Raw genomic sequence first — 25939 nt, 5'->3', positions numbered from 1 at the left:
CGGCGTCGGGTGCACCGGGTGCGAGGAGGAGGGTCCGTCGGGTGAGAAGCGTGCTATGGGGTCTGTACGGGGCGGTGCTCGGCGCCCTGCTCGTCGGCGTCGTCGGGGTGCTCAGCATCCAGGCGACCGGGCTGCGGGCCGGTGCGGTCTTCGACCTGAACAACACCCTGGCCGGGATCACCTCGCCACAGACCCCGTACCTGCCGATGCTCGGGATCGCGGCCGTGAGCAGCCTGGCCGCATGGGCGCTCACCGTCGGGCCCCGGCGACGGCCCCGACTGTGCCGGGTGGGCCTGGTCGTCGGCTTCAGCGTGTCGACCATGGCGCTGATCGCCCTGTCGTTCGTCATCGCACCCGACATCGCCGCGCAGCGCGAACTGCTACTCGGAATCCTGCCGGGCTGGCGGGGATGGATCCACAGAGGAGGCGGCGAGTCCGCCGTACACCTGCTGGTGGCCCTGGCGATCGGATCGCTGTGGCTCTATCCAGACCGACAACCGGCCCGGCCCACCGCTGCCAGCGGCGGCGGTACGGGCGGACAAGGTGGCGACGCGGCGACTGGCGCCGAGCCCGTCATCGACCTCGGCCGGCGCTGATCCGGCCGGCGCTGATCCGGCCGGTGAGGACCCGGCCGGCGAGTAGCGCGGCGCCGGCCAGCACAGCGGCGTTGCCGAGCCGGGCGGTACGCACCGGCAGCCGGTCGATCCCGGGCAGCGCCGCCGCGTGCAGCGCGGCACGCACGCCGGCGACGAACCGGTCGCCGAGTCCGACGACGCCACCGCCGAGGACGACCACCTCGGGATCGAGCAGGTTCGCGGCGGTCGCCAGCCCCGCGCCCAGCACCTGGGCAGCCAGCTCGGTCACCTCGACCGCGACCGGATCGCCGCCGGCAGCCGCCGCCGCGACCTCCTCCAGGGGCGGTGCCGCGCCGCGACCGGTCCGGGCCGCGTACTCGGCGGCGATCGCCGGGCCGGCCGCGTACGCCTCGACGTGGTCGACCGCGCCGCAACCGCAGCGTCGGCCGAGGTGCCGGGCGGCCGGCAGATGTCCGACGCTGCCGGCGAACCCGTGCCGGCCCACCAGCACCTCGCCGCCGACCACGATGGCGCCGCCGATACCGGTGCCGGCGGCGACGACGAGCGCGTCCCGGGCGTCGGCGGCGGCGCCGCACCACGCCTCACCGGCGGCCATCGCGTGTACGTCGTTGCACACCACGACCGGCAGGCCGAGGGCGGCGGTGAACGCTGCCCGCACGTCGGTGCCCCGCCAGCCGGGCAGGGTGTCGGTGGCGTGGGTGACCCGACCCGCCGGGTCGACGGCGCCAGCGGTGCCGACCCCGCAGGCGACCGGGGTCCCAGCCGCGTCCCGCCCGACCTGACGGGCCAAATCGATCGCAGCGGCGAGTACCGCGGCGGCGCCCTCGGCGGCCGGCGTCGGCACCCGGCGCAGTGGGCCGACAGCGCCGTCGACGCCGACGAGCGCGGCGGCGATCTTCGTACCTCCGATGTCGACACCGATGGTGACCGGGCCGTCGGTGCCGGCCATGGCTGCCGCCATCAGTGCTGCCCAGCCAGGCTGGCCGAACTGTCTGCGCTGGCGGCACCGGCCGGGCCGGTCGGGCTGGCCGGGCGTGGAGCGGCTGCGGCGAGGCCCCGGGTCAGCGCGACCGGGTCGGTGATCGCGGTTCCGACGACCGTCGCGTACGCGCCTGCGGCGAAGGCGGCACGCACCTGGTCGGGGGTGGCGAACCGGCCCTCGGCGACGACGCGGACCCCGGCGGCGGTGAGCGCCGCGACGAGGTCGAGGTCGGGGGCCTCCTGCCGTGGGCTGTCCGGGGTGTACCCGGACAGTGTGGTGGCCACCAGGTCCGCGCCGGCCGCCCAGGCGGCGGTGCCCTGGTCGACGGTTGCCACGTCGGCCATCACGGGCAGGCCGAGCTGCCCGTGGACGCGGGCGACCAGAGCGTCGACCGGCAGCTCGCCCCGTCCGGTGGCCTCGACGGCGACGACGTCGGCACCGGCGGCGGCGAGCGCCTCGACCAGCTCCCAGCGTGGGGTGATCAGGTCGCGGTCAGCGGCCCGCTCCTTGTGCAGCGCGATCACCGGAAGGTCCACTACGGACTTCACGGCCCGTACGTCGTCGGGGTGGTTGACCCGCACGGCGGCGGCACCACCGAGGGCGGCGCACGCGGCGAGCCGGGCGATGACGGACGGCACCCGCAGCGGATGGCCCTCGGGTGCCTGGCAGGAGACGACCAGGCCGCCGGCGATCGCCGCCACCGGCTCCAGCCGCGGGGCCGCCGGGTCCAGCTGCGGCGCCGCCGGGTCCTGCGGCGGGATCATCGGGCACCCCGGGAGGTGAGGAACTCGCCGTAGCGGTCGTAGAGGTTGCGGGCCGCCGGCCACACCGAGTTTGGGCTGAGGAAGTGGGAGAACTCGAAGGTGATGATTTTCTCCACGTACGGTTGGACCGCGTCGATCTTGTGCGCCAGCTTGCGCCAGTCGGTCGGGGGGAACCGGATCGGCATGTCCCGGTCGAAGGTCTCGATGTTGGCCCAGGAGGCGATGCCGTGCCGGCTCGCCGCCTCGGCGGTCGCGGCGAAGTACTCGGCCGACCGGGCCAGCTCCACGGTGCCGTCCTGGAACGCGCAGTAGTCGACGAGTCCGGCGTACCGCTGGAAGATCTCCTCCCAGATCCGCACGTGCTCCTCGGGCGAGCGGGGCCGCTGCCGGGGGTCGGTGCTGGTGGCCATGTCGGCGCGGCCGTGGAAGAACGGCGACACCAGGATCGGCAGCTCGCTGATCTCGCGCAGCCGGGCCGCGAGGGTGGTGTTGATGTCGAGGATCCGCAGACTGGTGTCCGTGGTCTCGTGCGGCAGGTACCAGCCGCGCAGCGCCGGTGACCCGCCGTACCGCTGCCACATCTCGTCGATGACGGCGAGGTTGATGTCGACCTCGGTCCGCCAGTCGTAGCGGTACCAGTGGTAGTGCGAGTCGTAGAGACCGAGGAAGAAGTCGATGTCGCGCTCGGCGGCGAGGTCGAGGAAGAGCTGGACCAGGTCGACGTGGACCGGCAGCGCGGGCAGCCGGTCGGTCACCGCCCGGCTCGGGCAGGCCAGCCGCTCACCCAGGCCGAGCCGGATGAGCACGACGGTGTCGATCCCGGCTTCGACGAAGGTGTCGAACTCGCGGGCCCATTCCCGCTCGCCCCAGTTCTGCGACGGGATGTCGACGCTGATCTCGTCGAGGAAGGTGCCGCTGATCGCCTGGTACGACATGGACGTTCCTTTCGCGGTTGGTGCGGTCGTGGTCACTTCAGTCCCTTCGTCGCGATGCCCTCGACGAAGTACCGCTGCCCGAGCAGGAAAATGATCAAAGCCGGGAGGGTGAACATGACGCTGGCCGCCATCAGTGGACCCCAGTCGACGCCGTGCTCGGAGAAGAACGCGTACAACCCGACCGACAGCGTGTACTGGCTGCTGTCGCTGAGGTAGATGAGCGGGTTGAGAAAGTCGGTCCAGGTCCAGACGAACTGGAACACCGCCACGGTGGCCAGCGCCGGCCGGGCCAGCGGAAGCACGATCCGCCAGTAGACCCGGAACTCCGAGGCGCCGTCGAGCCGCGCCGCGTCGAGCAGTTCGTCCGGAATCCCGACGAGGAACTGGCGGAGCATGAAGATGAAGAACGGGATGCCGAAGAAGCTCGGCACGATCAACGGGAAGTAGGTGCCGACCAGGCCGAGCTTGTTCCACAGCAGGTACAGCGGGACGAGGGTCACCTGCGGCGGCAACATCATCGAGCCGAGGACGAGCGCCAGCATCAGGCCGCGTCCGGGCCAGTGCAGCTTCGCCAGGGAGTACGCCACCAGCGGGCAGGACACCAGGCTGCCGACGACGCAGAGCCCGGAGACCAGCAGGGTGTTGCCGAGGTAGCGCCAGAACGGCATCGCCGACAGGGCCGCCTCGAAGTTGCCGAACTCCCACTGCTCGGGCAGCAGCCGGGGCGGCAGCGAGAACACCTCGGTGGGCGGTTTCAGAGCGGTGCCGATCATGACGATGAACGGGAACAGCATGCCGAGCGCGATCGCCCAGACGAGCGCGTGACGGCCGGCGAACCGCGCTTTTCTATCCATAGTGAACCCATCGCCGCGAGGTGAGCATCAGGACCGCGGTGACCGCGAGCGTGACGAGGAACAGCACCCAGGCCAGCGCCGACGCGTAGCCCATCTTCAGGAACACGAACGCGTTCTGGTACACGTACATCCCGTAGGTCAGCAGCGAGTCGTCGGGGCCGCCGGCGGCCGCGTTGAGCCGGGTCTGCGCCAGCAGGTACGGCTGGGTGAACAGCTGCAGGCTGGTGATCAGCCCGACGATCAGCTGGAACAGGGTCACCGGGCTGATCGCCGGCCAGGTCACCGCGCGGAACCGCTGCCACGGCCCGGCCCCGTCGACCAGCGCCGCCTCGTACGTCTCGCTCGGCACGTCCTTGAGCGCGGCCAGGTAGATGACGGTCGTGCCGCCGACCATCCACAGCCCGATCAGGATGATCGCCGGCTTGGTGAACGTCGGGTCCTCCAACCAGTTCGGCTGCGGCAGGTGCAGCAGGCCGAGGATCCGGTTGAAGTAGCCGTACTGGGCGTTGAGCAGCCAACGCCAGACGTACACGCTGACCACGATCGGGATGATCGTCGGCAGGTAGACGATGGCCCGGTACAGTGGCAGGCCGCGTACCCGCGAATTGAGCGCCAGGGCGAACCCCAGCGACAGCGCCAGCGCGAGCGGTACGCCGAACACGGTCAGATACAGCGTGTTGAACAGTGCCTTGGTGAACCGCTCGTCGCCGACCATGGTGCGGTAGTTGTCGACGCCGACGAAGGTCGGCGGCTGAAACAGGTTGAAGTCGGTGAAGCTGTAGTACCCGGACGCGACGATCGGTCCGAGGATCAGCACCACGAAGCCGACCAGCCAGGGGCTCGCGAACGCCAGCCCCAACCGGAGCTGGCGTCGCGAGGTCGTGGACCTACGGGGCATAGGAGCTGGCCTTGTCCGCCACGTCGGCGAGTCCCTCGGCGGGCGACGTGCGTTGCTGGGCGATGTCGTCGAAGGCCTGACCAAGGTCGCTGGTGTACTCGGCGGACCACGGCGTGCTGGCCAGCGACTGGGCGTTCGGGCTACGCAGGGCGTCGAGCCAGGTCGAGAACTGCGGCAGGGTGTCGTAGCGCGGGTCGTCGAGCAGCGAGATCCGGGCCGGCAGGTTGCCCAGCGCCAGGGTGAACCGGACCATGGCGTCCTCGGAGAGCAGGTACTTCATGAACTCCCACGCCTCCTCGGGGTGCTTGGCGTTGCGCGGGATGAACAGCGTGCTGGTGGTGACCTGGGTGGTGCCGGCGAGCTCCGGCTGCGCCGCCGGGTACGGCAGCGGTGCCACGCCCCAGTCCAGGTTGGGGGCGTACTGGTCGATGAAGACCGACTGCCACTCGCCGTCGATGATGGTGGCCACCTTGTCGACGTAGAACGGGTTCTGTGCGGAGGCGTACTCGCCGAAGCCGGAGGTGAAGTCGCGGACCTCCGCCACGCCGTACGTGCCGGGGATGTTCTCGGTGTAGAACTCCAGACCGGCGACGTTGCCGGGATCGGCCGGGGTGGGCCGGCCGGACTGGTCGTCCCAGGCGCCGCCGAACATGAACCCGAGCGTGGTGAACGATGTGTTGATCTCGGCGTTGGCGTAGCCGAGCTGGGTGATCGTGCCGTCGGCGTCCCGCTTGGTGAGCTTGGCGATCTGCTCCGCCCACTCCTCGGTGGTTTCCGGCGGCCCGTCGATGCCGGCCTCGGCGTAGAGCTTCTTGTTGTACATCAGCATCTGCGCGTGCAGGGCGATCGGCATCGAGTAGGTCTGGCCCTCGTACATCATCTGGGACATCGCCGCCGGCACGAAGTCGTCGGTGTCCAGCCCGTCGGCCTCGATGAAGTCGTCCAGCGGGGCCAGGATGCCCTTGCTGGCCCAGGCCCCGACGCCGTTGCCGAAGTGGTCGGAGATGTCGAAGCTGCCCTGCGCGCCGGACATCGACGTCAGCTGCTTCTGGAAGTCCGGGTTGGAGACCCCCCGGACCTCGATCTCGTCCTGGCTGGCGTTGAAGTCGGCGATGATCTCCTCGAGCGCTTCGGCCTCCGCACCGGCCCACAGGTAGGAGAAGACCACCTCGACCTTGTCGTCGTCGCCGCCGTCCGAGCCGCCGCAGGCACCGAGCGCTGTGGCGAGTACGCCGGCCATCGCCGCGGCGGTGGCCCGCCGGAAAGATTCGCGTCTCACGTGCACCTCCAAAGATCATCTCTGGTCTAGTCCAATTGTCAGTGCGGGTAGCGTAGACCGGCAGGCAGCGTCGCGCTAGTATCATTTTGGTTTAGACCAGCCGCCCCCTGGAGCTGACACCTCGGATGACCGCAACCAAGCACGAGCTGCTCCGCAGCCACCTGCAGAACCTCATCGAACGCGAGCTCGCCCCGGACGAACGGTTGCCCACCGAGCGCGATCTGGCCCAGGAGTTCGGCGTCAGCCGGATGACCGTGCGTCAGGCCCTCGAACGCCTGGAAAACGAGCGGCGCGTCTACCGGGTACGCGGCGCCGGCACCTTCGTGGCCCGACCGGCCATCACGAAGAGCATCGAACTCACGTCATTCAGCGACGACATGCGTCGCCGCGGCCTGACTCCAGGTTCGCACCTACGCACCGCCGAGTCGATACCGGCCGGCGCGAACGTCGGCTTCGCGCTGGGCCTGAGCCCGGCGGACGAGGTGGTGCACCTGGAACGGGTCCGCACCGCCGACGGCGTCCCGATGTGCATCGAGCACACCTACCTCTCGGCCGCGCTCGTCCCAAAGCTGCTCGACCGGCCGTTCGACAACTCGCTCTACGACCTGCTCCGGGACCACTACCACATCCGGCTCGTCCGGGCGGAGCAGTCCATCCGGGCCACGGTCCTGGACGAGGCGACAGCCACCCTGCTGCAGGTGCCGGCCTTCAGCCCGGCCCTGCTGGTCGAGCGGACCGCCTACGACCAGCGGGACCGCCCGGTGGAACGGGCCATGTCGACGTACCGGGGCGACCGCTACGCCTTCGAGATCGAGGTGGTCCGCCCGACCACGGACGGCACCGGCTGACCGCCCGGCTCCCGCGTCGGACGTCCGTCCGCCATACACCGGAGTCGAAGCTGGTCCCGGTGGGCACCGCGAAGGTGTCCACCGGGACCAGCTGGATCAGTACACGCGGCTGGATCAGTACACGTAGGGCCAGGCAGCCGCGTCGTAGCCGATGCGGTTGATGCCGAGCAGCGCCGCGCCGTTGTTGGCGTAGTAGTGGTAGAAGAGGTAGTCACCGTCGCTGTCAGCGAGGACCGCCTGGTGACCAGGGCCGTTGATGCCGCCGTGCGAGGCGAGAATCTGGGTGCCCCCACCCGAGAGCATGTCCCGGCCGGCGCGGTCGACAAACGGACCGGTCGGGCTGGCCGACCGGCCGACCATGATCCGATACGTGCTGTTGGCCCCTTGGCAGCAACGGTCGAACGAGACGTACAGGTAGTACCAGGCACCTCGCTTGACCATCACGGGTGCTTCGATGCCGGGGCCGTAGCTGGCGAGACTGTGCATCGCCGTGCCGAGCCGCCGTCCGGTGGCCGGGTCGATCTGGATCATCTTGATGCCCGACCAGAACGAGCCGAAGCTCAACCACCACCGGCCCTGGTCGTCCACGATGAGGTTCGGATCGATCGCATTGAAGTTGTCCGAGGTGCGCGACTCGACGACGAGGCCTTCGTTGGTCCAGCTCCCGGACGCGCCGGTGGTGCTGGTCGCCAGGAAGATCGCCGATCGGTTGGAGCCGAAGGTCGACGCCGAGTAGTACAGGTAGTAGCGGCCGTTGCGGTAGGACAGGTCGGGGGCCCACAGATTACGTGCACCGCCGGTGTACGTGGTGGTCCACGGGGCCCCGGCGGGGAAGACCATGCCGGCGTTCCGGAAGGTGACCCGGTCCGTGGAGGTCTTCAGCGCGATGTTGTCACCGGTGTGTGCGACGAGATACGTGCCGTCGGGTCGGTTGACCACCGTGGGGTCGTGGACGCCGACGTCTCCGGAGACCCTGCCCGGCTGAGGGTAGGCCGGTGGTGGTGTCCCCGTCGGCGGAGTTGGCACGGTGGTCCCACCGGGCGTGGTGGGCGTCGTACCGCCCAGCCGGATCAGCTGCCACTGCTGGTTGGCGCCGTCCAGATCCGCATACCCGGCCAGCCGGCCACCATCCGCCGTCGACCACTCCCACACATCAATGACCTTGCTCGACTGCCGGTTCACGAACCGCACGAAACCACCAGCCGAATCCACCAACCGAAACTGCTGCGTAGCCGACCCCCGATCAGTGGACTGCACCAACTGCGTCCCATCCGCCGCACTCGGCAACTCCAGCACCTTCCCACTGTGCCGCGACCGCACCTTGTAGAACCCACCACCAGCATCCACGAACTGCCACTGCTGCACCGCAAGATCATTACGCGCCCACTGATTCACCGGCGCGTTCTCCGCCGTCGACCAGTCATACACATCCATCGCCTTACCACTGTGCCGATTCACAAACACATACGACGCCGACGTGTCCACCGTCGCCGCCGACGCCGACGGCAACCCGAACACCACCCCCGTACCCGCCAACACCAACACCGCCGCACCCGCGACGACCCCCACCCGCACACCACGCCACCGCGAACCCACCCGCGGCACCTGATCCAACCTCGTCATCGAAACCTCCTTCATCGAGTCGGTACGGCCTCGAATTTCGTGGTCAACTGAAAACGCAGGTGACCGAAACCGCACCAAGAGTGAAACTGTGGTTTTGCCGGATCGCGCTCACCAACTCGACGAACAGCTGGTCGGAACACGATCACGATGCGACGGCACCCGGGGCGGACAACGCCGCTGTCTCCACGGGACGAGCCGGGTCGACGTCGCGTACCGCGCCACCGACCCGGGCGTTCCGCTCAGTACCCGATCTGGAACGTGGCGTCCGCACGGTCGGCCGCACTCGACGAGTTGCTGAGCGGGTCGATACGTAGGACATAGCTGGCGTGGCGAATGTAGTAGTCAGAGAAGTTGTGCGAGCGGAACGAGCTCCATCCGGAGTCCGCGAGCCCGGCCGTCCGGTAGAAGGTGGCATCGCCGGCGAATACGGCGGAACCGTCGTTGGCAGCCAGGCCCAGGACGTAGTTGCTGTGCCGCAGGTACTGACCGGGGTAGTTGACCGACTCGAACGACACTCCCGAGGAGTTCGCCAGGCCGGGCCGCAGGCGCCACTGGGCGTCGGCGTAAGGGTCGAACGGATACGGGTCGATCCGTACCGCGTAATTGGCGTGCCGGATCAGGTGGTCCGGGAAGTTGTACGACTTGATCCGGTTCCAGGCAGGTGCCCCCCACCGCGACAGCATCGCCGCCTGCTCAGCGGTGGTGATCGGCGCGATGGTGGGATGCTTGGCATTGAGCGGTTGGGTGTAGCGTTCCTTGCCAAGTGGCGTCCAGCTGTTGCTGTTGATGTCGCCGCTACGCCACACGTACAGTTCACCGTTGTTCGGGGAGAACGAATCACCCCAGAGAAACCATTCGTCACGGTCGTTGGCCTTGACCACGATGGGCGCCTCGATACCACCGTTGACGACGCCACTGGTGTACGTACCCCGGTCGAAGCTACGCGGGGCGAGGCTGCCGGACCGGGCGCCGTATAGCCGGCCGTCGGTGAAGCTCTTGTAGTACAGGTAGTTCATGCCGCTGCCGACGTGCATGGTGGCGTCCAACACGTCGAAACCCGGGTCGAAGTACAGCTGGTGAGCGCTCACGGTACGGAAGTCCGTGGTGTAGTTGACGTAGAAGGCGTCCCGGCTGCCGCTCCTGGCGGAGTACAGGATCCCGTACTGGCCCCTTGATGAGTCCCAGAACGCCTCCGGTGCCCAGGTATGGGTCGGCATCGTATGCATCCGCACCCGGCGGTAGCCGGTGAAGCTCAGCAGGTCAGGAGAGTCCCAGATGTGGATGTACTGGTTCTGCTGGGTGAAGTCCTTTCCGTTGAGGTCGGTGGCGAGCACCACGAAGGTGTCGTCCTGCTTGCGCATGATGAACGGGTCGCGCAGACCGCCCGTGCCGGCGGTGGGTGTGACGACCGGGTTGTTCTGGTTTAGCGGAGTCCAGTGCAGACCGTCGGTGCTGACGGCCAGATGAAGACCGTAGCTGTCGGCCAGCGACGAGGGCGACTCGGTGAAGTAGCCCATGACGTAGCCGCCGTAGGGCGGAACGGCCAAGGCCGGTGTCGCACCACGGAGCAGGATGTCGGTGCCAGCGACCACCGCGGCGGACGCTCCGGTAGCCAGCAGGGTGCGTCGAGAAACCATCGAACTACTCATCTCCGGCCCGGCGAGGCGGACCTGGTACGGGGATCTGAGTGGGCGTACCGCCTGGGACACGGGGGCGGTTCATTCGCCTGAGGGAGCGGTAAGAGTGACCCCGAGCTGGACAGGCGTGCCGAAATTGGGGGTACCATCCGCGTTCCAGGTGAACTTCTGAGCTCGGGTGGACCGGTTCATGTCGCAGCCGCCGCCAGCCGAGTCGTTGGCGTGGTAGACGATCCAGTCCTCGGTGCCGTCGGGCGACTTGAAGAACCCGTTGTGCCCGGGAGCGTAGACGCCGTTGGCGTTGTCGCGCTGGAACACCGGGTTCGGTGCCTTTGTCCAGTGCCCCGGGTTGAGTGGGTCACTGCCGGTGAAGGTGAGCAGGCCGAGCTTGTAGTCCGGACCCCAGCAGGCACTCGCCGAGTAGACGATCATTGTGCGCCCGTCGTGGTACAGCGGCTCCGGCCCTTCGTTGACCGGATGGGTCTGGCGCTCCCAGGACAGGGTGGGGGAGCTCAGTCGGACCCGTGGGCCACTCAGCGTCCAGGGGTTGCTCATCGGCGTGATGAACAGGCTCTGCCCGTAGCTGCCGCCGGCATTGTACGTACCCATCAGGTAGAGCCGGTTGTTGACCGTCAGGATGCTCGCGTCGAGCTGCCAGTCGCTGCCCAGATCGGCCTTGAACGTGTACGGTCCCATCGGGTCGGTCCCGGCGCTCTCGAGTACGTGCAGCCGTTGCGTCGGGTTGAAGTCGGCCACGTTCTGCCCGGCCGTGTAGTAGAAGTACCACCGTGGTCCATTAGGTCCGTTGATCAGGTGGAACTCCGGTGCCCACATGTTGCAGCAGCCGTTGGGCCGGCCGGCCAGGTTGAAGATCACCTGATCCGGGGCCGTCGCCAGCCCAGCGAGGGTGGTGGACCGGCGCATGGTGATCGTCGAGTTCCACGTCGTCGTGGCCAGGTAGTACACGCCGTTGTGCACCTGGAGCCACGGGTCGGGCCCGTTGCGCTTGATCGGGTTGGTGAACGTCCGGGCGGTCCCGCCGCCCAGCCGGATCAGCTGCCACTGCTGGTTGGCGCCGTCCAGATCCGCATACCCGGCCAGCCGGCCACCATCCGCCGTCGACCACTCCCACACATCAATGACCTTGCTCGACTGCCGGTTCACGAACCGCACGAAACCACCAGCCGAATCCACCAACCGAAACTGCTGCGTAGCCGACCCCCGATCAGTGGACTGCACCAACTGCGTCCCATCCGCCGCACTCGGCAACTCCAGCACCTTCCCACTGTGCCGCGACCGCACCTTGTAGAACCCACCACCAGCATCCACGAACTGCCACTGCTGCACCGCAAGATCATTACGCGCCCACTGATTCACCGGCGCGTTCTCCGCCGTCGACCAGTCATACACATCCATCGCCTTACCACTGTGCCGATTCACAAACACATACGACGCCGACGTGTCCACCGTCGCCGCCGACGCCGACGGCAACCCGAACACCACCCCCGTACCCGCCAACACCAACACCGCCGCACCCGCGACGACCCCCACCCGCACACCACGCCACCGCGAACCCACCCGCGGCACCCGATCCAACCTCGTCATCGAAACCTCCTTCATCGAGTTCGACACGGCCTACTACACCAACATTATATTGTTGTTGATCGATATCTAGGGTGACAGTTCACCACCCGGGAGGGAGTGACCGTCTCCGCCGAATCGACCGCCCGCGCAGACGGCGCGCGCACGCCTACGGATCGCAACAGGATCATTACGCCCGCGTTACGTCAATTGTTCGCGTTAACATCGACCCCTGTCAAGCGCCTAACGCTTTGACTTCGGTCGATTTTTTCAGGTAGTGCGACCGCCATGGAACGCACTGATACCAGTCACATGGATACCGCCGCCGCCAGTCCGAGACAGGGGTCAAGCGCAGCGGCAGGCGACGTCCGGCACCGAGATGCCGGACACCGCCGCGCTGTATCGTCGGCCCAGTCGCCGATGGTGGGAATCAGCCGTCGCTCAGCCCGTCGGTGGACCGGATCGACGAGCACTGCACGGCTGTCCACGACACCGGCGGCAGCACGATCCGGACACCGCCAGGATGCGTCGAGACCTGCCGGTTGGTGCGCAGCCCCACCCGGTCCGGGCGTCCCGCGGTGTTGGTGGCCCGGATGTCGTCGTCGTGCAGAGTCGACGCTTCCACACTCCAGGCTCCCGCGCCGAACCGACTCAGGTCGATGGTGAGTTCCACCGACCGGGCCTGGTCACGGTTGACGACAAACGCCGCCACGACGTCCGTCGCCGCGTCATAGGTGGCGACCGCGTCGACCACCGGGGCAGCGCCGTAACGGTCAGTCTGGTACGCGGGGCCGTCCACCACCGTACGCAGGACGTCGCCGCGGGCCAGTGCGGCCGTTCGGGCGAACGGATGGAAGATGGTCTGCCGCCAGGCGGGCCCGCCGGGTTCGGTGCGGATCGGGGCGATCACGTTGACCAGTTGAGCCTGGCACGCGGCAGTCACCCGGTCGCTGTGCCGCAGCAGGGAGATGAGCAGGTTGCCGACCACCACGGCGTCGGCGACGTTGTACTCGTCCTCGATGACCCGCGGGGCGACCCGCCAGTCGTCGACCGGCGGCTGGTTCTGGAAGCGGGAGAGATACCAGACGTTCCACTCGTCGAACGACAGTTGGATCTTCTTCTTGCTACGCAGCCGGGCGCCGATGCTGTCGGCGGTGGCGACGACGCTGTTGACGAAGTGGTCCATGTCGGTGGCGCAGGCGAGAAAGGACCCGACGTCACCGTCGTGTTCCTCGTAGTAGGCGTGGCACGAGACGTAGTCCACCAAATCATAGGTGTGCTCCAGGACAGTGGCTTCCCACGAGCCGAACGTCGGCATCGTGGAACCGGAGCTTCCGCAGACAATCAGTTCCAGGTCCGGTTCCGCCGCGCGCAGCGCCCGAGCGGTGGCGGCAGCGAGCTGCCCGTACGCCTCGGCGCTTTTGTGACCAAGCTGCCACGGACCGTCGAGTTCGTTGCCCAGGCACCACATCCGGATGCCGTACGGCTTGTCCGCGCCGTTGGCCCGTCGCAGGTCGGCCAGGTGGGTGCCGCCGGAGTGGTTGACGTACTCGTGTACGTCGAGAGCCTCCTGCACTCCCCTGGTGCCCAGGTTCACCGCGTACATGATCTCGACGTCCGCCTTGTCGGCCCACCGGACGAACTCGTCGATGCCGATCTCGTTCGTCTCGATGCTGCGCCAGGCGAGATCGCGTCGACGGGGGCGCTGGTCCCTCGGCCCGACCCCGTCCTCCCACCGGTACCCCGAGACGAAGTTGCCACCCGGGTAGCGGACCACCGTGACACCGAGTTCGCGGGTCAGGGCCAAGACGTCGGTCCGGAACCCGTCCGCGTCGGCGGACGGGTGACCGGGCTCGTAGATTCCGGTGTAGACACACCGCCCCATGTGCTCGACGAACGTACCGAAGGTGCGGCGGTTGACCGGGGCCACGACGGCGGCCGGATCCAGGGCGAGGTGAGCGAGGTGCATGGATGTCCTTGTCGGAACGGTGGTCGCGGCGTCACCGGCGCCCACGGTTGGCAGGTGTACGTCATCGGAGGGAGCCGATGGTCAGCCCGCCTCGCCAGTAGCGCTGCAGCAGCAGAAACGCGGCGATGAGCGGAACGATCGCGACCAACGAGCCGATGACGATGACGTTGAACAGAGCTGGTCCACCGTTGCCGATGGTCGCCGACAGGTACCAGGACCGCAGGCCGACGGTCAGCGGGTAGAGGTTCTGATCACTGAGCATCACCAGCGGCAGGAAGAAGTTGTTCCAGCTCGCCACCATGGTAAACAGCAGGACGGTGACCAACGCCGGTCGCATGGCGGGCAGCGCGACGCTCCGGAACACCCGGAACTCCCCCGCGCCGTCGATGCGGGCGGCCTCGAGCATCTCGTCGGGCACCGAGTCATGAGCGTAGACGCGCAACAGGTACACCCCAAACGGGTTGAGCAACGAGGGCAGGATCACCGCCCACACCGAGTCGACCAGCCCGACCTCGGCCATCAGCAGGTACGTCGGCAGGACCAGGGCCGTGGCCGGCACCATGATGAGGCCGAGCAGCAGCGCGAACAGCGCGTTGCGACCCGGAAAGCGCAGCTTGGCGAAGGCGTAGCCGGCCAGGGCGGCGATCGCGGTAGCCCCGACGCCGCTGGTCGCGGCGTACAACGCCGAGTTGCCCATCCAGCGTAGGTAGAGTCCGTCGTCCTGAGTGAACAGCAGTCGGAGATTGTCGACCAGATGCAGATCGGCGAACCAGAGCGGTTCCGAGCCGAACAACCCGTCGTTGTCCTTGGTCGCCGCGACGAGCAGCCACCAGAACGGCAACAGGAAGTACGCCACGAACAGCGCCATCACCAGGTGCGTGCCGACCGTACCGCGGCTGCGCCGCACCGCCGGCGAGGAGGTCGTCGCGACGGGGGCGCTCATCGCAGCGAACTCCTCTTGCGCGTGGCGAACAGGAAGATGTATGAACCGACGAAGACCACCGCGCCGAGCAGGAAGGAAATCGCCGCCGAGTAGTTGTACTGCTGGTACGAGAACGCCTGATTGTAGGCGTAGACGTTGGGTGTGTAACTGTTGGTGATCGCGCCGGGGTTGAGTGGCTGCAGGATGAGCGGCTCGGTGAAGAACTGGAGGGTGCCGACGATCGTGAACACGGTGCACAGCACCAGGGCCGCGGAGATCATCGGTGCCTTGATCCGCAGCGCGACCTGCACCGCCCCCGCACCGTCGATCCTCGCGGACTCGTAGATCTCCCGCGGCACGCCCTGCAGCGCGGCATACAGCACGATCATGTTGTAGCCTGTCCACTGCCAGACGACGAGGTTCCCCAGCGAGGCCAGAACGGTGTCGCCCGCGACGAAGTCGATCCCGGTGAATCTAAACGGTCCGGTGTTCTGGCTGTAGAGAAAGCCCCACATCAGCGTGCCGATGACCACCGGTACGGCGTACGGGACGAACGCCGCCAGCCGCAGCATCCGGGCGAAGCGCGAACTGACGCCATCGACCAACAGAGCCAGGACAAGGGCGAGACCGATCATCACCGGCGTCTGCACGAGCCCGAAGACGAGCACCCGCAAGACCCCCGAGCGAAACTCCGGATCAGCGAAGGCCTGGCGGTAGTTGTCGAACGCGGCGAACACCTCGCCCTGCACCAGCGTCGAGCGGTACAGACTGAGCTTGAACGCGTACACCATCGGTAGCAGCAGGAACACGAGGAGCAGGGTCGCGAACGGTGCGACGAACAACCATCCGACAGCCGCCTGCCGGTCGAACCGGCGTCGGACGGCCGTCCGACGCCGGCCACCACCGGGCACGGTGGGGCCCGTGGGCCCCGTGGCCACCGGGTCGGTGGCCACGGGGAGGGGTCGGATCCGGGTCATCGGGAGACCTGGAATCCTTGATTCGACGCGTACGTGACAAGGTTCTGTTGAACCGTGTCAAGCGCGCCCGGCCAGGAGGTGTCCTCTTCCACCGCCTGTCCTACCGCAGTGGTCAACTGGCTGAAGCTGTAGCTGTTGAACGGACTCCACTGAAATTCTTCGATCCCGTTGTACGCCGGCACAAAGACCTCGTTGACCTTCTGCCCGCCGAAGAACTCGTACTCCTTGGTAAGAAAATAGTCCCACTCCAAGATCGGTGTTGCGGTCGGGAAGAGGAACGCCTCGTCGATCCCGATCTTCCAGGCATCCTTGTCGCTCCCGAAGATCTCCATGGCGACCCGGGTGGCTTCCTCGGGGTGCTCCGTCTGATCGGTCACGGCGAACGACGAGCCGCCCCAGTCCCCTTGGGCGTCGTCCCCGGCGGTCCACTGAGGCAACGGTGCCGCGCGCCACGCGCCGGCCGTCGTCTTCGCCACACTCGCCAGATAGCCCGGACCCCACCCCGCCGCCAGGTAGGTCGCGTACTTCCCGCTGGCCAACCCGTTGTAGAAGTCCGTCGTTCCGTACGCGGTGGTGTCGGCCAGGCCAGCGTCGACCATGTCCTCCCAATACGACATGACGTTCTTCGCAGGCTCACTGTTAACGTTAACATCGATATGCTGCGGGTCAGCCACGTCGTATCCGAACGGCCGGGCGCCGGCCTGCCACATCAGTCCGGTCATAAAACCACCGTCGTTCGCCCCGAAGTCCGTCATGTACTTCTCGGGAGCGGCGGCTTTCAGTTTCTCGGCCTGCTCCCTGAACTCGGTCCAGGTCGTCGGCACGGTCAGCCCGTACTGCTCGAAGATGTCCTGCCGGTACAGCATCGCCATCGGCCCAGCGTCGACGGGAATCGCGTGGACGGCCGCACCGTTGCTGACCTGCTTCCACGCCCAGTCGACGTAGTTGCCCTTGAGATCGTTGGCCCCGTACGCGCTCATGTCGACCAGGTGCCCGGTGAGCTGGAAGGTCGGCAGCTCCTGGAACTCGAGCATCACCACGTCGGGCGCACCCTTGCCAGCCTTCAACGCGGTCTGCAACTTGGTGTACTGGTCCTGGCCGGTGCCTGCGTTGGTCCACTCGATCTTGATATCCGTGTGCGTCCGGTTGAACAGGTCGACCACACCCTGGAACGCCGGATACCACGCCCACACCGTAATCGTGACCGGGCCGTCCTGCTCTTCGCCGCCGTCCGAACCGCACCCCGCCAGCGACAGGGCGGTGACGACCGCCACCGTCACGGCGAGGTGCCGACGTCCTAGACTGGAACTCCTGGCACTCACTGAACTCCTCCGTCGGAGATCGACTGCTTTCGCAGCCGATGCGTGTATGTGCCACCGGGCCGGTCGCGGTGCTGGCACACCGTGACCGGCCACTCAGAGCACGACGTGTCCCGCGTGGCACACGCCGCGACCGGCGCCCGTGGCACATCCAGTATCGTCTTTGCAGCGCTGCAAGACAGCATGCCCGGACCATCGATGGACGGCAAGGGGTAACCTGTTGGAAACCTGCGACGGCCTTCGGGATCGAAAGGAAGGCCGACATGCGGCGGGACGTCACCCTACGTGAGGTCGCTCAACTAGCCGGTGTCTCGAGCCGGACGGTCTCCAACGTCGTCAACGGCTACGCCAACGTCACCGAGCGCACTCGAGCGCGCGTCATGCAAGCCGTCGAGCAGCTCAATTACCGACCCAACGTCCTGGCACGCAACCTCGCCCAGGGCCGATCCGGACAGATCGCCCTCGTCGTGCCGTACCTCGACACACCGTACTTTTCGGAGCTGCTACAGGGCGTCATCCGGGCCGCTCGCGTGCAGGGATACAACGTACTCATCGACCAGACCGACGGCGACCCCGATCACGAGCGGATGCTCATCAGCCACGGCCGCAGCCGGCTGCTCTTCGACGGCGTCATCTTCAGCCCGCTCGGTCTCGACCAGCAGGCGCTGGCCGACCACGATCCCAGTCTCCCGCTGGTGATCCTTGGCGAACGGACCAGTCAGGGCACGTTCGACCACGTCGGCATCGACGACGTCGAGGCGTCCCGGCAGGCCACCGAACATCTGCTCGACCTCGGCCGGAGGCGCCTCGCCGCGATCGGGGACCAGCCCTACCCCACGGGTGAGGCCGCACAGCTGCGGACCCGCGGGTTCCGCGCAGCGCACGAGCGACGCGGCGTGACCGTACGTGAGGAGCTCATCATCGCGACTCCACGGTTCAACAGGGCCGACGGGGCCGGCGCGATGCGACATCTGCTCGACCTGCCGCAGCCGCCCGACGCCGTGTTCTGCTACAGCGATCTCGTCGCACTGGGCGCCATGCACGTGCTCACCTCGCGCGGATTGCGGGTGCCCGAGGACATCGCGGTGGTCGGCTACGACGACATTGAGGACGGTGCCTACTCGAATCCGCCGGTGAGCACGATCTCCCCCGACAAGGAGTGGATCGCGACAACCGCCGTCGAGCGGCTGCTGCTGCGGATCGCCAGCCGCACACCGCTGCCCGGTGTGGAGCTGCGCGCACCGCACCGACTCGTCGTACGCGCGAGCACGGTCGGGCCGACACGACCGTCAGGCGAGACGCCGACCGCGACCAGCCGATAGCCTGCCCGCGATCACGCACCCGTAACGGGGCCGACGATCATCGGCACCGCCGCGACAGCGGACGTGGTACGCCTCGGGAACCGACTCCTACCCCTGCTACGGGCCGACCCCCTGCCACGTCATGCGCGATCAGCAGCGCACCACAGGCGCGGCGTACCGACACACCAACTCAGACGGGCCGAAAACGAGCTTGCCAGCACATACTCGATGTGTTGGGGTGTCTCACCCAGGTCGCGAGGTGAGATCGAGACACCCAGGCCAGCGGCATCGACAAGTATCGCTTGAAGATGTCGCTGGCCTGTGGTTTCGGGTGGAGCCGAGGGGACTCGAACCCCTGACCCCCACACTGCCAGTGAACTCGACGGCCTATTGAGGCCTGTCGGGCGGTGCCGAACTGTGCCGGGCGTGCAGGTCAGCGGCAAGGTCAGAGTCCGAATCGCGCCGGCCTGCACTGGGGCTTGCCAGACCGTCCGTGAGACGGTTGTGAGATATCACGGCCATCCGAACCGGGAGGGCGCTGGAGATCAACAGCCAGCGCCCCCTTCATGATCCAGATCACAGCGCTGGTGCCCGCGGTACCGAGCACGACATGGGCCCAGAAGTCTCCATCCAGCCAGAGACCTTGGATCTACCCCGGCTTCCCCTCGCTCGCCAAGAGGCTCGGCAGTCTCGTGCTGTACCTCAAGCCCTTCGAGCCGGAACACGACAACGCACCGTAAAGCCCGCGGAGCATCCAGTCTGGCGCCGCGGCACCGTCGGTCGTGTATCCACCACGTTCGCGGCGAGCGGCCCTAATTCACTTCTGGGAACAGGAAGCGCCCTGGTATCACGAGTGGCAGGACGGAGAGAGCAGCGCAGCCTCGCGGTTCCCGCGGCCCCACGCGGCAACCGCGACGACGCGTTACCCGAAGACCAGTCAACCGTGCGTACCCGATCCGGGCCCCGCGTACTGGCCTCGCTACGCAACCTCGCCATCAACGCCCTACGCCTGGCCAGCCGACCCGACATCACCGAAGCCACCCGATGGGCCGCCCGCAACATGACCAGGCCATTCACCATCCTCAACCAAAATATGATCATGAAACGGCCGTGACGACACACCTGACGGTCACGGAGGCAAACGGCTCGACGACGGCTGTCACCGCTTCCTGGACCGCCACCATCGCATTCGTCGGCAGCGCTTGCAACGAAAGCCGTTCCATTGCGAACACCAACGCTCCCGGCGCACCGGTTCCATTGAATTCAGGAACCTGGAGCGCCTCCAGTTCTCGCCCGTCCCGGCGGTAGCAAAGACGAGCGGTATACGGAGGAGGCGATGTAAACGTGTAGGGAATCCTCCAAGTCGCCCGACCGATCTGGACCTCACCCACGAATATCCTGCGGTCGAACGCCATCGTCGGTACACAAAAGTCGTCCACGACCGCTCCCGACTTGGGCCATTTAGTGCGTGCGGTGGATTGCGTTGAGTGCGGTGTGGAGGTCGTCGGGTAGGGGGTCGGCGGCGGTGATGGTGTGGTCGCCGGCCTGGATGGTGACGGTGCGGTAGCGGCGGGCGGTGGTGACGAAGCGTCTGATGCTCCAGCCGGTGGTGTTCTCGATCCAGCGGGACACGGCCAGGGCGGCGAACACGATCGTCAGGTGGGCCTCGATCGATTCGCGGGTGTGGTGGAACACCGGCCGGGCGGCCAGGTCCGTCTTGGACATCCGGAACGACTTCTCGACCTGCAGGAGTCGGCTGTAGGCGCCGATGACCTGGTCGGGGTCGGGGTTCGGCAGGTTGGTGACGTAGCCCTTGGTGCGACGTGAGGTCGCACCGCTTCAGTAACTGCATGGTTTGGAGGTGGCGCCCTTACGGGAGCTGCATGTAGTTCGGGTCAGTGTCCATCGGCCCGTCCCCACCGTGGCGTGCGTCGTCGGCAACGACGGGGTGCGAAGCCCGCGGGAGAAGCCAAAGCGCGCGGTCAGTCTGCCGACGGCGAGCAGGCAAGGGGAAGACCTGGATGGGCGAACGCAAGTGAACCGTCGTCGACCCCTCGTTAACGTTGAGCCCCTTTGCTGGCAGGCGGCGGGGGTGGCAAGGGCCGGCCGGGGAAGGTCCGGCAGGTGGCACGAGAGAGGTAAGGGTCTCGGTGCGAGGACACCACTGCCCTCGGGGGATAGACGGCGCCCTGCCAGGTCGTATCTGAAGGGTGTGGGTGACTGATCAGGTGGTGGCTACAGCGGTGGGTAGCCAGGGACGGCCGGCGGCGAGCTCGACGAGGGCGTCCATGATGTTGCGGCCGTGTGCGGTGGCGGTGGCGAGGTAGGAACGGATCAGCGCGAACTGCTGGGCTCCGTCGAGGGTGCGTAAGCTCCCGGATACCTTCTGCCGGATCTTGACCATGCGGATCTGCTGTTCGGCGGTGTTGTTGTCGAACGGGGACCGCAGATCGACCGCGAAGCGCAGGTAGTCGTCGACACGGTCGCGCATCCGGCGGGCGAGGGCGGCGAGTTTCCGGGCGGTCGGGGACGGTAGCGCCTGGTGCTCCTTCACCGCGACCAGGGCGGCCTGGCGGAACAAGCCGGTCTGCTCAGCCAGCAGAGACGGGTCGATCCCGGTCCGGTTCGCAGCGCGGGCGGTGTCAACGGCCGACTTGAGCGTCAGCAGCGCCTCGGCCGCCTGCCCGGGCCACACCGCTCCGGGTGCCAGTTCGGCGGCGGCGGTCAGTTCGCGGAGCAGGTGCGCGCAGCACAACTGGTGCCCGGTCACGCTGTAGGTGTCGTACGGGGCCCACGCGTCGTGCACGGCGATCCCGGCCATCGAGCCCATGACCTGGCCGGCGTCGATCCCGGCCCGGCCGCGCCTGGCATGCACCCAGACGAGGGTGTACTTGCCGGTGGTGGCCACGTGCACCCAGTGCAGTTTGCCGGCGACCCGCAGCCCGGACTCGTCGGCGTGCACGACGGGCGCGCTGGTCAGCGCGTCGCGGACCTGGTCGACGAACTCCGAATCGGCCAGGGCGTCCCCGGCGCGGGCGTGTGCGGCGGCGACCGCGCCGACCGACATCGGCACCCCGAACAGATCGCTCATGGCCTGCGCGGTACGCGCCTGCGCTCCGAACAGCGCCTGCTGCAGATACACGACGGCCGCGTTCACTCCCGGTCCGTACTGCACCGGGGCGTCCACCCCGTCCGGAGCCCGGCCGGCGGTGACCCGCCCGCACCCGCACCGCCGCGACACGATCCGATGCTCGGTCACCCGCACACCGATGTCCGGCAGGTCGAACACCTGCCGGGCGGCGACCCCGGTCACCGGCGCAGCCGCCAGCCCGTCACCGCACCCGCCACACGTGACCGGTTTGTGCTCGATCCGCTCGTGCGGATCAACGACCTGCCGCAACGTGCGACCTTCATGACCGGGTTGCCCACCCGGGCGCCGACCCGACCGTTCACGCAGCGACTTCGGCGCGGGCTTCGCCAGGCCGTCCGACGACGGAGGTCGCGACGAGTTCGACGAGTCCTGCCCCAGCCGGGCCCGCAGGTCCGCGTTCTCCGCCCGCAGCACCGCGTTCTCCCGCCGCAACTCGGCGTTGTCCCGCTCAAGCTCAACAGCCCGCGCCTCCAAACGGGCGAGCCGCTCAAGCAGCTCCACGATGGATGGCGTTCCGGACACCCCACCATGATCCAGACCAGACCGCGCAGGTCAAGCCGACCCACCGACGAGCACCTGATCAGTCACGGGTGTGGAACACGGAAACCCCGTCACGCGCCGGTTGATCCGGTGGACGTGCCCGTAAGGGGCGTTGACGTGCGCGGCGGGAACAGGATGGCTCAAGAAGCGAACGCCAGGACGTCGAAAGGCACTGGGAAACGCGCGGCACGCGGCTGCTCCTCCAAGCAGTTGCCGTAGCGATAACCACCTGGATACCGGGCACGTTCCCGGACGGGAAACCGGGCTGACGTGAGCCAGGTGAGTTGTGAATGGAAGGTGCGGATGCGCAGGGAATTGCGGGGGATGTTGGACGCTTCGGCGAACAGACCCGCGGACGAGCGCTTCGACTGGTGGCCGGGCGTCGTCTGGTCGAAGGTCGAGGCGGACGTACGTGCGTTGAGGCAACGGATCTTCACGGCGGCAAAGGACGCGGACCACAAGCGGGTCCGCAGCTTGCAACGCCTGATGCTGCGGTCACGAGCGAACGTGCTCGTATCCGTGCGCCGGGTGACGCAGGACAACGCGGGACGCCACACCGCCGGGGTGGACGGTGTTGTCGTTCTCGACGATGAGTCACGGACCGCCATGGTTCAGTGGCCAGAGCTGAAGCAAAGTCAGTTGATCATGGCTGCGATGCGTTGAGCAGGGCTGGGATGAGCATCTTGTCGGCGTGGTGACGTTCCATCACCTGCTTGATCCTGGAGTGTCCAGCGAGCCGGATCAGGGCGATGGTGAGGTTGCGCAGGGCGGCCATGGCGTGGGCGACGCCGCCGAGCCAGGCGTGGTGGGTGTCCTCGCCGAACAGGACGTCACGGACCCAGTGGACCTTGTTCTCGATCCACCAGTGGGTGCGCACGTGTCTGGCGATCTCGGCCCCCGCGCTGGTCAGGCTGGTGATGCCGTGGACGATCTGTTTGCTGATCCGTTGCCCGTCCGGCGCGTACACGTCACGGCGTAGCCGGAACACCGTGGCCGCGCCGGGGAAGTCGACGCCGGTGGCGGGCGCCGTCCAGATGGTGCGGGTGACCCGCAGGCCGCTGCGGCGTTCGGTGTCGGTGTGGTCGCTGGTCGCGGCCGTGGCGGCGGGTAGCCGGTCGGTGATCGCGGCCAGCAGCGCGGGCCTGTTGCCCTTCACGGTGAACACGTAGTCCGCGTCTCGGTTCCGCAGGTAGGTGGCGGTGTCGCCGCTGGGGTGCGCGGCGTCGGCGGTGATCACCGTGCCGGCGATCTCGGTGTGGTCGAGCAGCGCCCGGATCTGGGTGACCTCGGTGGTGCCGGCCGGGACCCGCACCTGGGCGACGACCACCGCGGTGTCGTGGCGCATCGCGGCGAACAGCTGCACGTCGACCCCGTCCGGTCCGCCCGAGTGGCGGACGGTCTTGCCGTCCACCGCCAGCCCGCACTGGTCGGCCGGTGGGGCGAGTCGGGTGGCCAGCCAGGCGCTGACGAGGCGGTCCACCACGGCCGCGTCGACCGCCTCGACCACCCGGCGCAGCGTGTCGCGACCCGGTGCGACGCGGACCCCGAGCACCGGATGCCGGCGGGCGCCAGCGGCGGCCAACAGCGGCTGCGGCAATTCGGCGACCCGGTCGGCGGCCTGCCGGAAGTTGCGGGCTCCGCACAGCAGTGCCATCGTCAGCACGGTCAACACCGCCGCGAGCCGGTGCCGGACGCCCCGGGCCTTCCGTGGATCGGTGACCTGCCCGAACAGTGTCGCCAGCGCGGTGACCTGCCGGGTGTCCACCTCCCCGCGATGATCGGTGACGGTGTCGAACGCGGCGTGGGAGACTGACACGAGCGGCCTTTCTTTGCAGACGACGACTGGCGTAGGAACCTTCATCGTCTACTTGGGAAGGCCGTGCTCGTTCACCACCCCTGGACCGGACCGGCGGACACCATCCTCACCAGGGAAAACAAAGATCAACTAACTTTGCTTTGGCTCTGGTTCAGTGGCTGTCGAAGAACGCGATGACGACGACGCCCTCGCCGGTGAGGCGTGTCTATATCCCGAAAGCGAACGGCAAACGCCGACCGCTCGGCATCCCGACGCTGATCGATCGCGCCATCCAGGCGATGGTCCGTAACGCGCTGGAGCCGGAGTGGGAAGCCCGCTTCGAGCCGGACGTCTACGGCTTCCGGCCCGGACGTGGCTGCCATGACGCCATCGAGTCGATCTTCGGCCTGTGCGGGAAGCGCAAGTCGCTTCGCGCATGGGTGCTGGACGCCGACTTGAAGGCGGCGTTCGACAACATCGACCATGACCACCTCCTGGCCATGCTGAACGGGTTCCCCGCCAGGGAACACGTCGCCGCGTGGTTGAAGGCCGGGGTCATGGAGCACAGGGCTGTTGCGTAGTCGGTTGAGGGCTGGCTGAGCTGGGAGTTTGGGAAGAATTCGGGGGTCTGTGCAGGACGGGCGCGGCCCGTTGGTGATCATGAAGTTGCGAAGCCACATGATCACGAGAAGGACCGCACCCGCCGATGCCATCATCACCTACCGAGATTCTGCTGCCGCACCGACCCACCGATACGCCATCACCGGCGGCGGTCACCGACAGCGAGCATCACGGCCTGTTCGTCGCGTTGAGGGCGGTACCCGATCCGCGTGATCCGCGTGGCCGCCGCTATCCCCTGGTCAGCGTGCTCGCCGTCGCGGTGTGCGCGGTGCTGGCCGGGGCGTGTACCTTCGCCGCGATCGCCGACTGGGTACGGGACCTGGACCGCGCCTCGTGGGTGAGGCTCGGATTCACCGACCGGGTCCCCGCCGCGACCACGGTGTGGCGGCTGTTGATCCGCGTCGACGCGCAGGCCCTGTCGGCGGTGCTGGCCAGCTGGCTGCGGGCACGCACGACACCCGTCACCCGCAGCGGGCGGCGGTGGCGTCTCGTCATCGCCGTCGACGGGAAGGTCGTGCGCGGTGCCCGACTCGCCGACGGACGTCAGGTCCATCTGCTGTCGGCCTACGACACCAGCACCGGCGTCGTGCTCGCCCAGGTCCAGATCGCCGCGAAATCCAATGAGATCCCGGCGTTCACGCCTCTGCTGCGCCTGGTCGCCGCCCAGCTGGGATCGCTGACCGACGTCCTGGTCGTCGCGGACGCCCTGCACGCCCAGACCGGACACGCCGAGTACCTGGCCGCCGCCGGCGGACATCTGATGGTCACCGTAAAGGCCAACCAGCCGACCACGTTCGCCCAGCTCAAAGCTGTTCCCTGGGCGCAGGTCCCGGTCGGAGCCCGGACCCGCGAGACCGGACACGGCCGCACGGAGACCCGCACCGTCAAGGCCGTCACCGTGGCGACTCCCGGCGGGCTCGGCTTCCCCCACGCCCGGCAGGCCGTCCGGATCACCCGTACCCGTACGGTCAAGGGCAGGACCAGCCGCGAAACGGCGTACCTGACCGTGTCCCTGCCCGCTGGACAGGCCCAACCCGCCGACCTCGGCAGCTGGGCACGAGCAGAGTGGCATATCGAGAACCGCCTGCACTACGTCCGCGATGTCACGTTACGTGAGGACGCGCATTACGCCCGGACCGGCAACGGACCCGCCGTCTTCGCCACACTCCGTAACACCGCGGTCGGCTACCACCGCAGCAACGGCGAACCCAACATCGCCCGCGCCACCCGACGCGCGAACCGCCGTTCTACAGACCTCATCGACGCCGTGACCAGGAGTAACCCGACTACGCAATAGCCCTGGAGGACTTCCCAATAGGCTTCGAGCCGATTGGCACCGAGGTTCGT

Annotated in this window: 24 protein-coding genes and 1 pseudogene; 8 read left to right on the top strand and 17 right to left on the bottom strand. The window is 67.7% G+C overall.

Features of this window, described 5'->3' with window-relative positions; genetic code table 11:
* Nucleotides 1-41 precede the first annotated feature (41 nt).
* Nucleotides 42-596: a hypothetical protein gene (locus ACN27J_RS26275; RefSeq protein WP_421370294.1), complete on the top strand. Its 555-nt coding sequence runs from the start codon at nucleotides 42-44 to the stop codon at nucleotides 594-596.
* Here ACN27J_RS26275 and ACN27J_RS26270 read toward each other — a convergent pair.
* Genes ACN27J_RS26270 through ACN27J_RS26245 form a run of 6 tightly spaced genes read right to left on the bottom strand, consistent with a single transcriptional unit; the run spans nucleotide 574 to nucleotide 6308 of the window.
* The gene (locus ACN27J_RS26270) at nucleotides 574-1557 is read right to left on the bottom strand and encodes an ROK family protein (RefSeq protein WP_421370292.1); all 984 of its coding nucleotides are present in this window, start codon (nucleotides 1555-1557) and stop codon (nucleotides 574-576) included. The two genes, ACN27J_RS26275 and ACN27J_RS26270, sit on opposite strands and share 23 nt — an antisense overlap.
* Nucleotides 1557-2342, bottom strand: a complete 786-nt coding sequence (locus ACN27J_RS26265; protein WP_421370290.1) for a putative N-acetylmannosamine-6-phosphate 2-epimerase — start codon at nucleotides 2340-2342, stop codon at nucleotides 1557-1559. Before ACN27J_RS26265 ends, ACN27J_RS26270 begins: the two co-directional genes overlap by 1 nt.
* The gene (locus ACN27J_RS26260; RefSeq protein WP_421370288.1) at nucleotides 2339-3277 is read right to left on the bottom strand and encodes a DUF4434 domain-containing protein; all 939 of its coding nucleotides are present in this window, start codon (nucleotides 3275-3277) and stop codon (nucleotides 2339-2341) included. The genes ACN27J_RS26265 and ACN27J_RS26260 overlap by 4 nt, the downstream gene beginning before the upstream one ends.
* A gap of 32 nt (nucleotides 3278-3309) precedes the next feature.
* The gene (locus tag ACN27J_RS26255; protein ID WP_278174010.1) at nucleotides 3310-4131 is read right to left on the bottom strand and encodes a carbohydrate ABC transporter permease; all 822 of its coding nucleotides are present in this window, start codon (nucleotides 4129-4131) and stop codon (nucleotides 3310-3312) included.
* Nucleotides 4124-5029, bottom strand: coding sequence for a carbohydrate ABC transporter permease (locus ACN27J_RS26250; RefSeq protein ID WP_278174007.1), 906 nt, complete (start codon nucleotides 5027-5029; stop codon nucleotides 4124-4126). The genes ACN27J_RS26255 and ACN27J_RS26250 overlap by 8 nt, the downstream gene beginning before the upstream one ends.
* Nucleotides 5019-6308 (bottom strand): ABC transporter substrate-binding protein, encoded by a 1290-nt coding sequence (locus tag ACN27J_RS26245; RefSeq protein WP_421370286.1) that lies wholly within the window; start codon nucleotides 6306-6308, stop codon nucleotides 5019-5021. Before ACN27J_RS26245 ends, ACN27J_RS26250 begins: the two co-directional genes overlap by 11 nt.
* 125 nt (nucleotides 6309-6433) lie before the next feature.
* Between ACN27J_RS26245 and ACN27J_RS26240 the strand changes: the two genes are divergently transcribed.
* Nucleotides 6434-7156 (top strand): GntR family transcriptional regulator, encoded by a 723-nt coding sequence (locus tag ACN27J_RS26240; protein WP_421370284.1) that lies wholly within the window; start codon nucleotides 6434-6436, stop codon nucleotides 7154-7156.
* Between the two features lie 114 nt (nucleotides 7157-7270).
* Here ACN27J_RS26240 and ACN27J_RS26235 read toward each other — a convergent pair whose 3' ends face one another.
* Nucleotides 7271-8641 (bottom strand): family 43 glycosylhydrolase, encoded by a 1371-nt coding sequence (locus ACN27J_RS26235; protein WP_421372488.1) that lies wholly within the window; start codon nucleotides 8639-8641, stop codon nucleotides 7271-7273.
* On the opposite strand from ACN27J_RS26235, the gene ACN27J_RS26230 reads away from it, so the two are divergent.
* Nucleotides 8634-8765, top strand: a complete 132-nt coding sequence (locus tag ACN27J_RS26230) for a hypothetical protein (RefSeq protein WP_421372687.1) — start codon at nucleotides 8634-8636, stop codon at nucleotides 8763-8765. The genes ACN27J_RS26235 and ACN27J_RS26230 overlap by 8 nt on opposite strands.
* A 253-nt stretch (nucleotides 8766-9018) precedes the next feature.
* Here the strand turns inward: ACN27J_RS26230 and ACN27J_RS26225 are convergent, their stop codons facing one another.
* Together ACN27J_RS26225 and ACN27J_RS26220 are read right to left on the bottom strand one after the other, a co-directional pair.
* A complete protein-coding gene (locus tag ACN27J_RS26225; protein ID WP_421370282.1) occupies nucleotides 9019-10416 on the bottom strand; it encodes a glycoside hydrolase family 43 protein in 1398 nt (465 codons plus the stop codon).
* An 81-nt stretch (nucleotides 10417-10497) separates the two neighbouring features.
* Nucleotides 10498-11832, bottom strand: a complete 1335-nt coding sequence (locus ACN27J_RS26220; protein ID WP_421370281.1) for a family 43 glycosylhydrolase — start codon at nucleotides 11830-11832, stop codon at nucleotides 10498-10500.
* 43 nt (nucleotides 11833-11875) lie between these two features.
* Between ACN27J_RS26220 and ACN27J_RS26215 the strand changes: the two genes are divergently transcribed.
* Entirely contained in the window at nucleotides 11876-12091 is a 216-nt protein-coding gene (locus ACN27J_RS26215) for a hypothetical protein (protein WP_421370279.1), read from the top strand.
* Between the two features lie 336 nt (nucleotides 12092-12427).
* Here ACN27J_RS26215 and ACN27J_RS26210 read toward each other — a convergent pair whose 3' ends face one another.
* From ACN27J_RS26210 to ACN27J_RS26195, 4 genes are all read right to left on the bottom strand, one after another.
* Nucleotides 12428-13966: an alpha-N-arabinofuranosidase gene (locus ACN27J_RS26210; RefSeq protein WP_421370277.1), complete on the bottom strand. Its 1539-nt coding sequence runs from the start codon at nucleotides 13964-13966 to the stop codon at nucleotides 12428-12430.
* Nucleotides 13967-14027: 61 nt separating this feature from the next.
* Nucleotides 14028-14909, bottom strand: coding sequence for a carbohydrate ABC transporter permease (locus ACN27J_RS26205; RefSeq protein WP_421370275.1), 882 nt, complete (start codon nucleotides 14907-14909; stop codon nucleotides 14028-14030).
* Nucleotides 14906-15730: a carbohydrate ABC transporter permease gene (locus ACN27J_RS26200; protein WP_421370274.1), complete on the bottom strand. Its 825-nt coding sequence runs from the start codon at nucleotides 15728-15730 to the stop codon at nucleotides 14906-14908. Before ACN27J_RS26200 ends, ACN27J_RS26205 begins: the two co-directional genes overlap by 4 nt.
* Nucleotides 15731-15861: 131 nt before the next feature.
* Complete coding sequence (locus ACN27J_RS26195; RefSeq protein ID WP_278173996.1) at nucleotides 15862-17145, bottom strand: ABC transporter substrate-binding protein; 1284 nt, start codon at nucleotides 17143-17145, stop codon at nucleotides 15862-15864.
* A 302-nt stretch (nucleotides 17146-17447) separates the two neighbouring features.
* Here ACN27J_RS26195 and ACN27J_RS26190 point away from each other — a divergent pair, with 302 nt between their 5' ends.
* Nucleotides 17448-18506, top strand: a complete 1059-nt coding sequence (locus ACN27J_RS26190; RefSeq protein ID WP_421370273.1) for a LacI family DNA-binding transcriptional regulator — start codon at nucleotides 17448-17450, stop codon at nucleotides 18504-18506.
* Between the two features lie 1076 nt (nucleotides 18507-19582).
* Here ACN27J_RS26190 and ACN27J_RS26185 read toward each other — a convergent pair.
* From ACN27J_RS26185 to tnpC, 3 genes and pseudogenes are all read right to left on the bottom strand, one after another.
* A complete protein-coding gene (locus ACN27J_RS26185; RefSeq protein ID WP_421370271.1) occupies nucleotides 19583-19900 on the bottom strand; it encodes a hypothetical protein in 318 nt (105 codons plus the stop codon).
* 46 nt (nucleotides 19901-19946) lie between these two features.
* Nucleotides 19947-20300, bottom strand: a pseudogene (locus ACN27J_RS26180) (IS1634 family transposase); the annotation flags it as partial.
* Between the two features lie 409 nt (nucleotides 20301-20709).
* Nucleotides 20710-22158 carry an IS66 family transposase gene (tnpC, locus tag ACN27J_RS26175; protein ID WP_421370270.1) on the bottom strand — a complete coding sequence of 483 codons (1449 nt, stop codon included), beginning with the start codon at nucleotides 22156-22158 and terminating at the stop codon, nucleotides 20710-20712.
* Nucleotides 22159-22446: 288 nt separating this feature from the next.
* Here tnpC and ACN27J_RS26170 point away from each other — a divergent pair, with 288 nt between their 5' ends.
* A complete protein-coding gene (locus ACN27J_RS26170) occupies nucleotides 22447-22839 on the top strand; it encodes a reverse transcriptase N-terminal domain-containing protein (protein ID WP_421370268.1) in 393 nt (130 codons plus the stop codon).
* On the opposite strand, the gene ACN27J_RS26165 is transcribed toward ACN27J_RS26170, so the two are convergent.
* Nucleotides 22820-23992: an ISAs1 family transposase gene (locus ACN27J_RS26165; RefSeq protein WP_421370266.1), complete on the bottom strand. Its 1173-nt coding sequence runs from the start codon at nucleotides 23990-23992 to the stop codon at nucleotides 22820-22822. The genes ACN27J_RS26170 and ACN27J_RS26165 overlap by 20 nt on opposite strands.
* Before the next feature lie 173 nt (nucleotides 23993-24165).
* Between ACN27J_RS26165 and ACN27J_RS26160 the strand changes: the two genes are divergently transcribed.
* Nucleotides 24166-24552: a reverse transcriptase domain-containing protein gene (locus tag ACN27J_RS26160; RefSeq protein WP_421370265.1), complete on the top strand. Its 387-nt coding sequence runs from the start codon at nucleotides 24166-24168 to the stop codon at nucleotides 24550-24552.
* Between the two features lie 125 nt (nucleotides 24553-24677).
* Nucleotides 24678-25889, top strand: coding sequence for an ISAs1 family transposase (locus tag ACN27J_RS26155; protein ID WP_421370264.1), 1212 nt, complete (start codon nucleotides 24678-24680; stop codon nucleotides 25887-25889).
* Nucleotides 25890-25939: the final 50 nt, after the last annotated feature.

This window comes from Solwaraspora sp. WMMB762, assembly GCF_049179115.1.
In the GTDB taxonomy this organism is placed as follows: domain Bacteria; phylum Actinomycetota; class Actinomycetes; order Mycobacteriales; family Micromonosporaceae; genus Micromonospora_E.
Note: the sequence above shows the minus strand (reverse complement) of the source record. Positions and strands in the feature narration are given on the sequence as shown.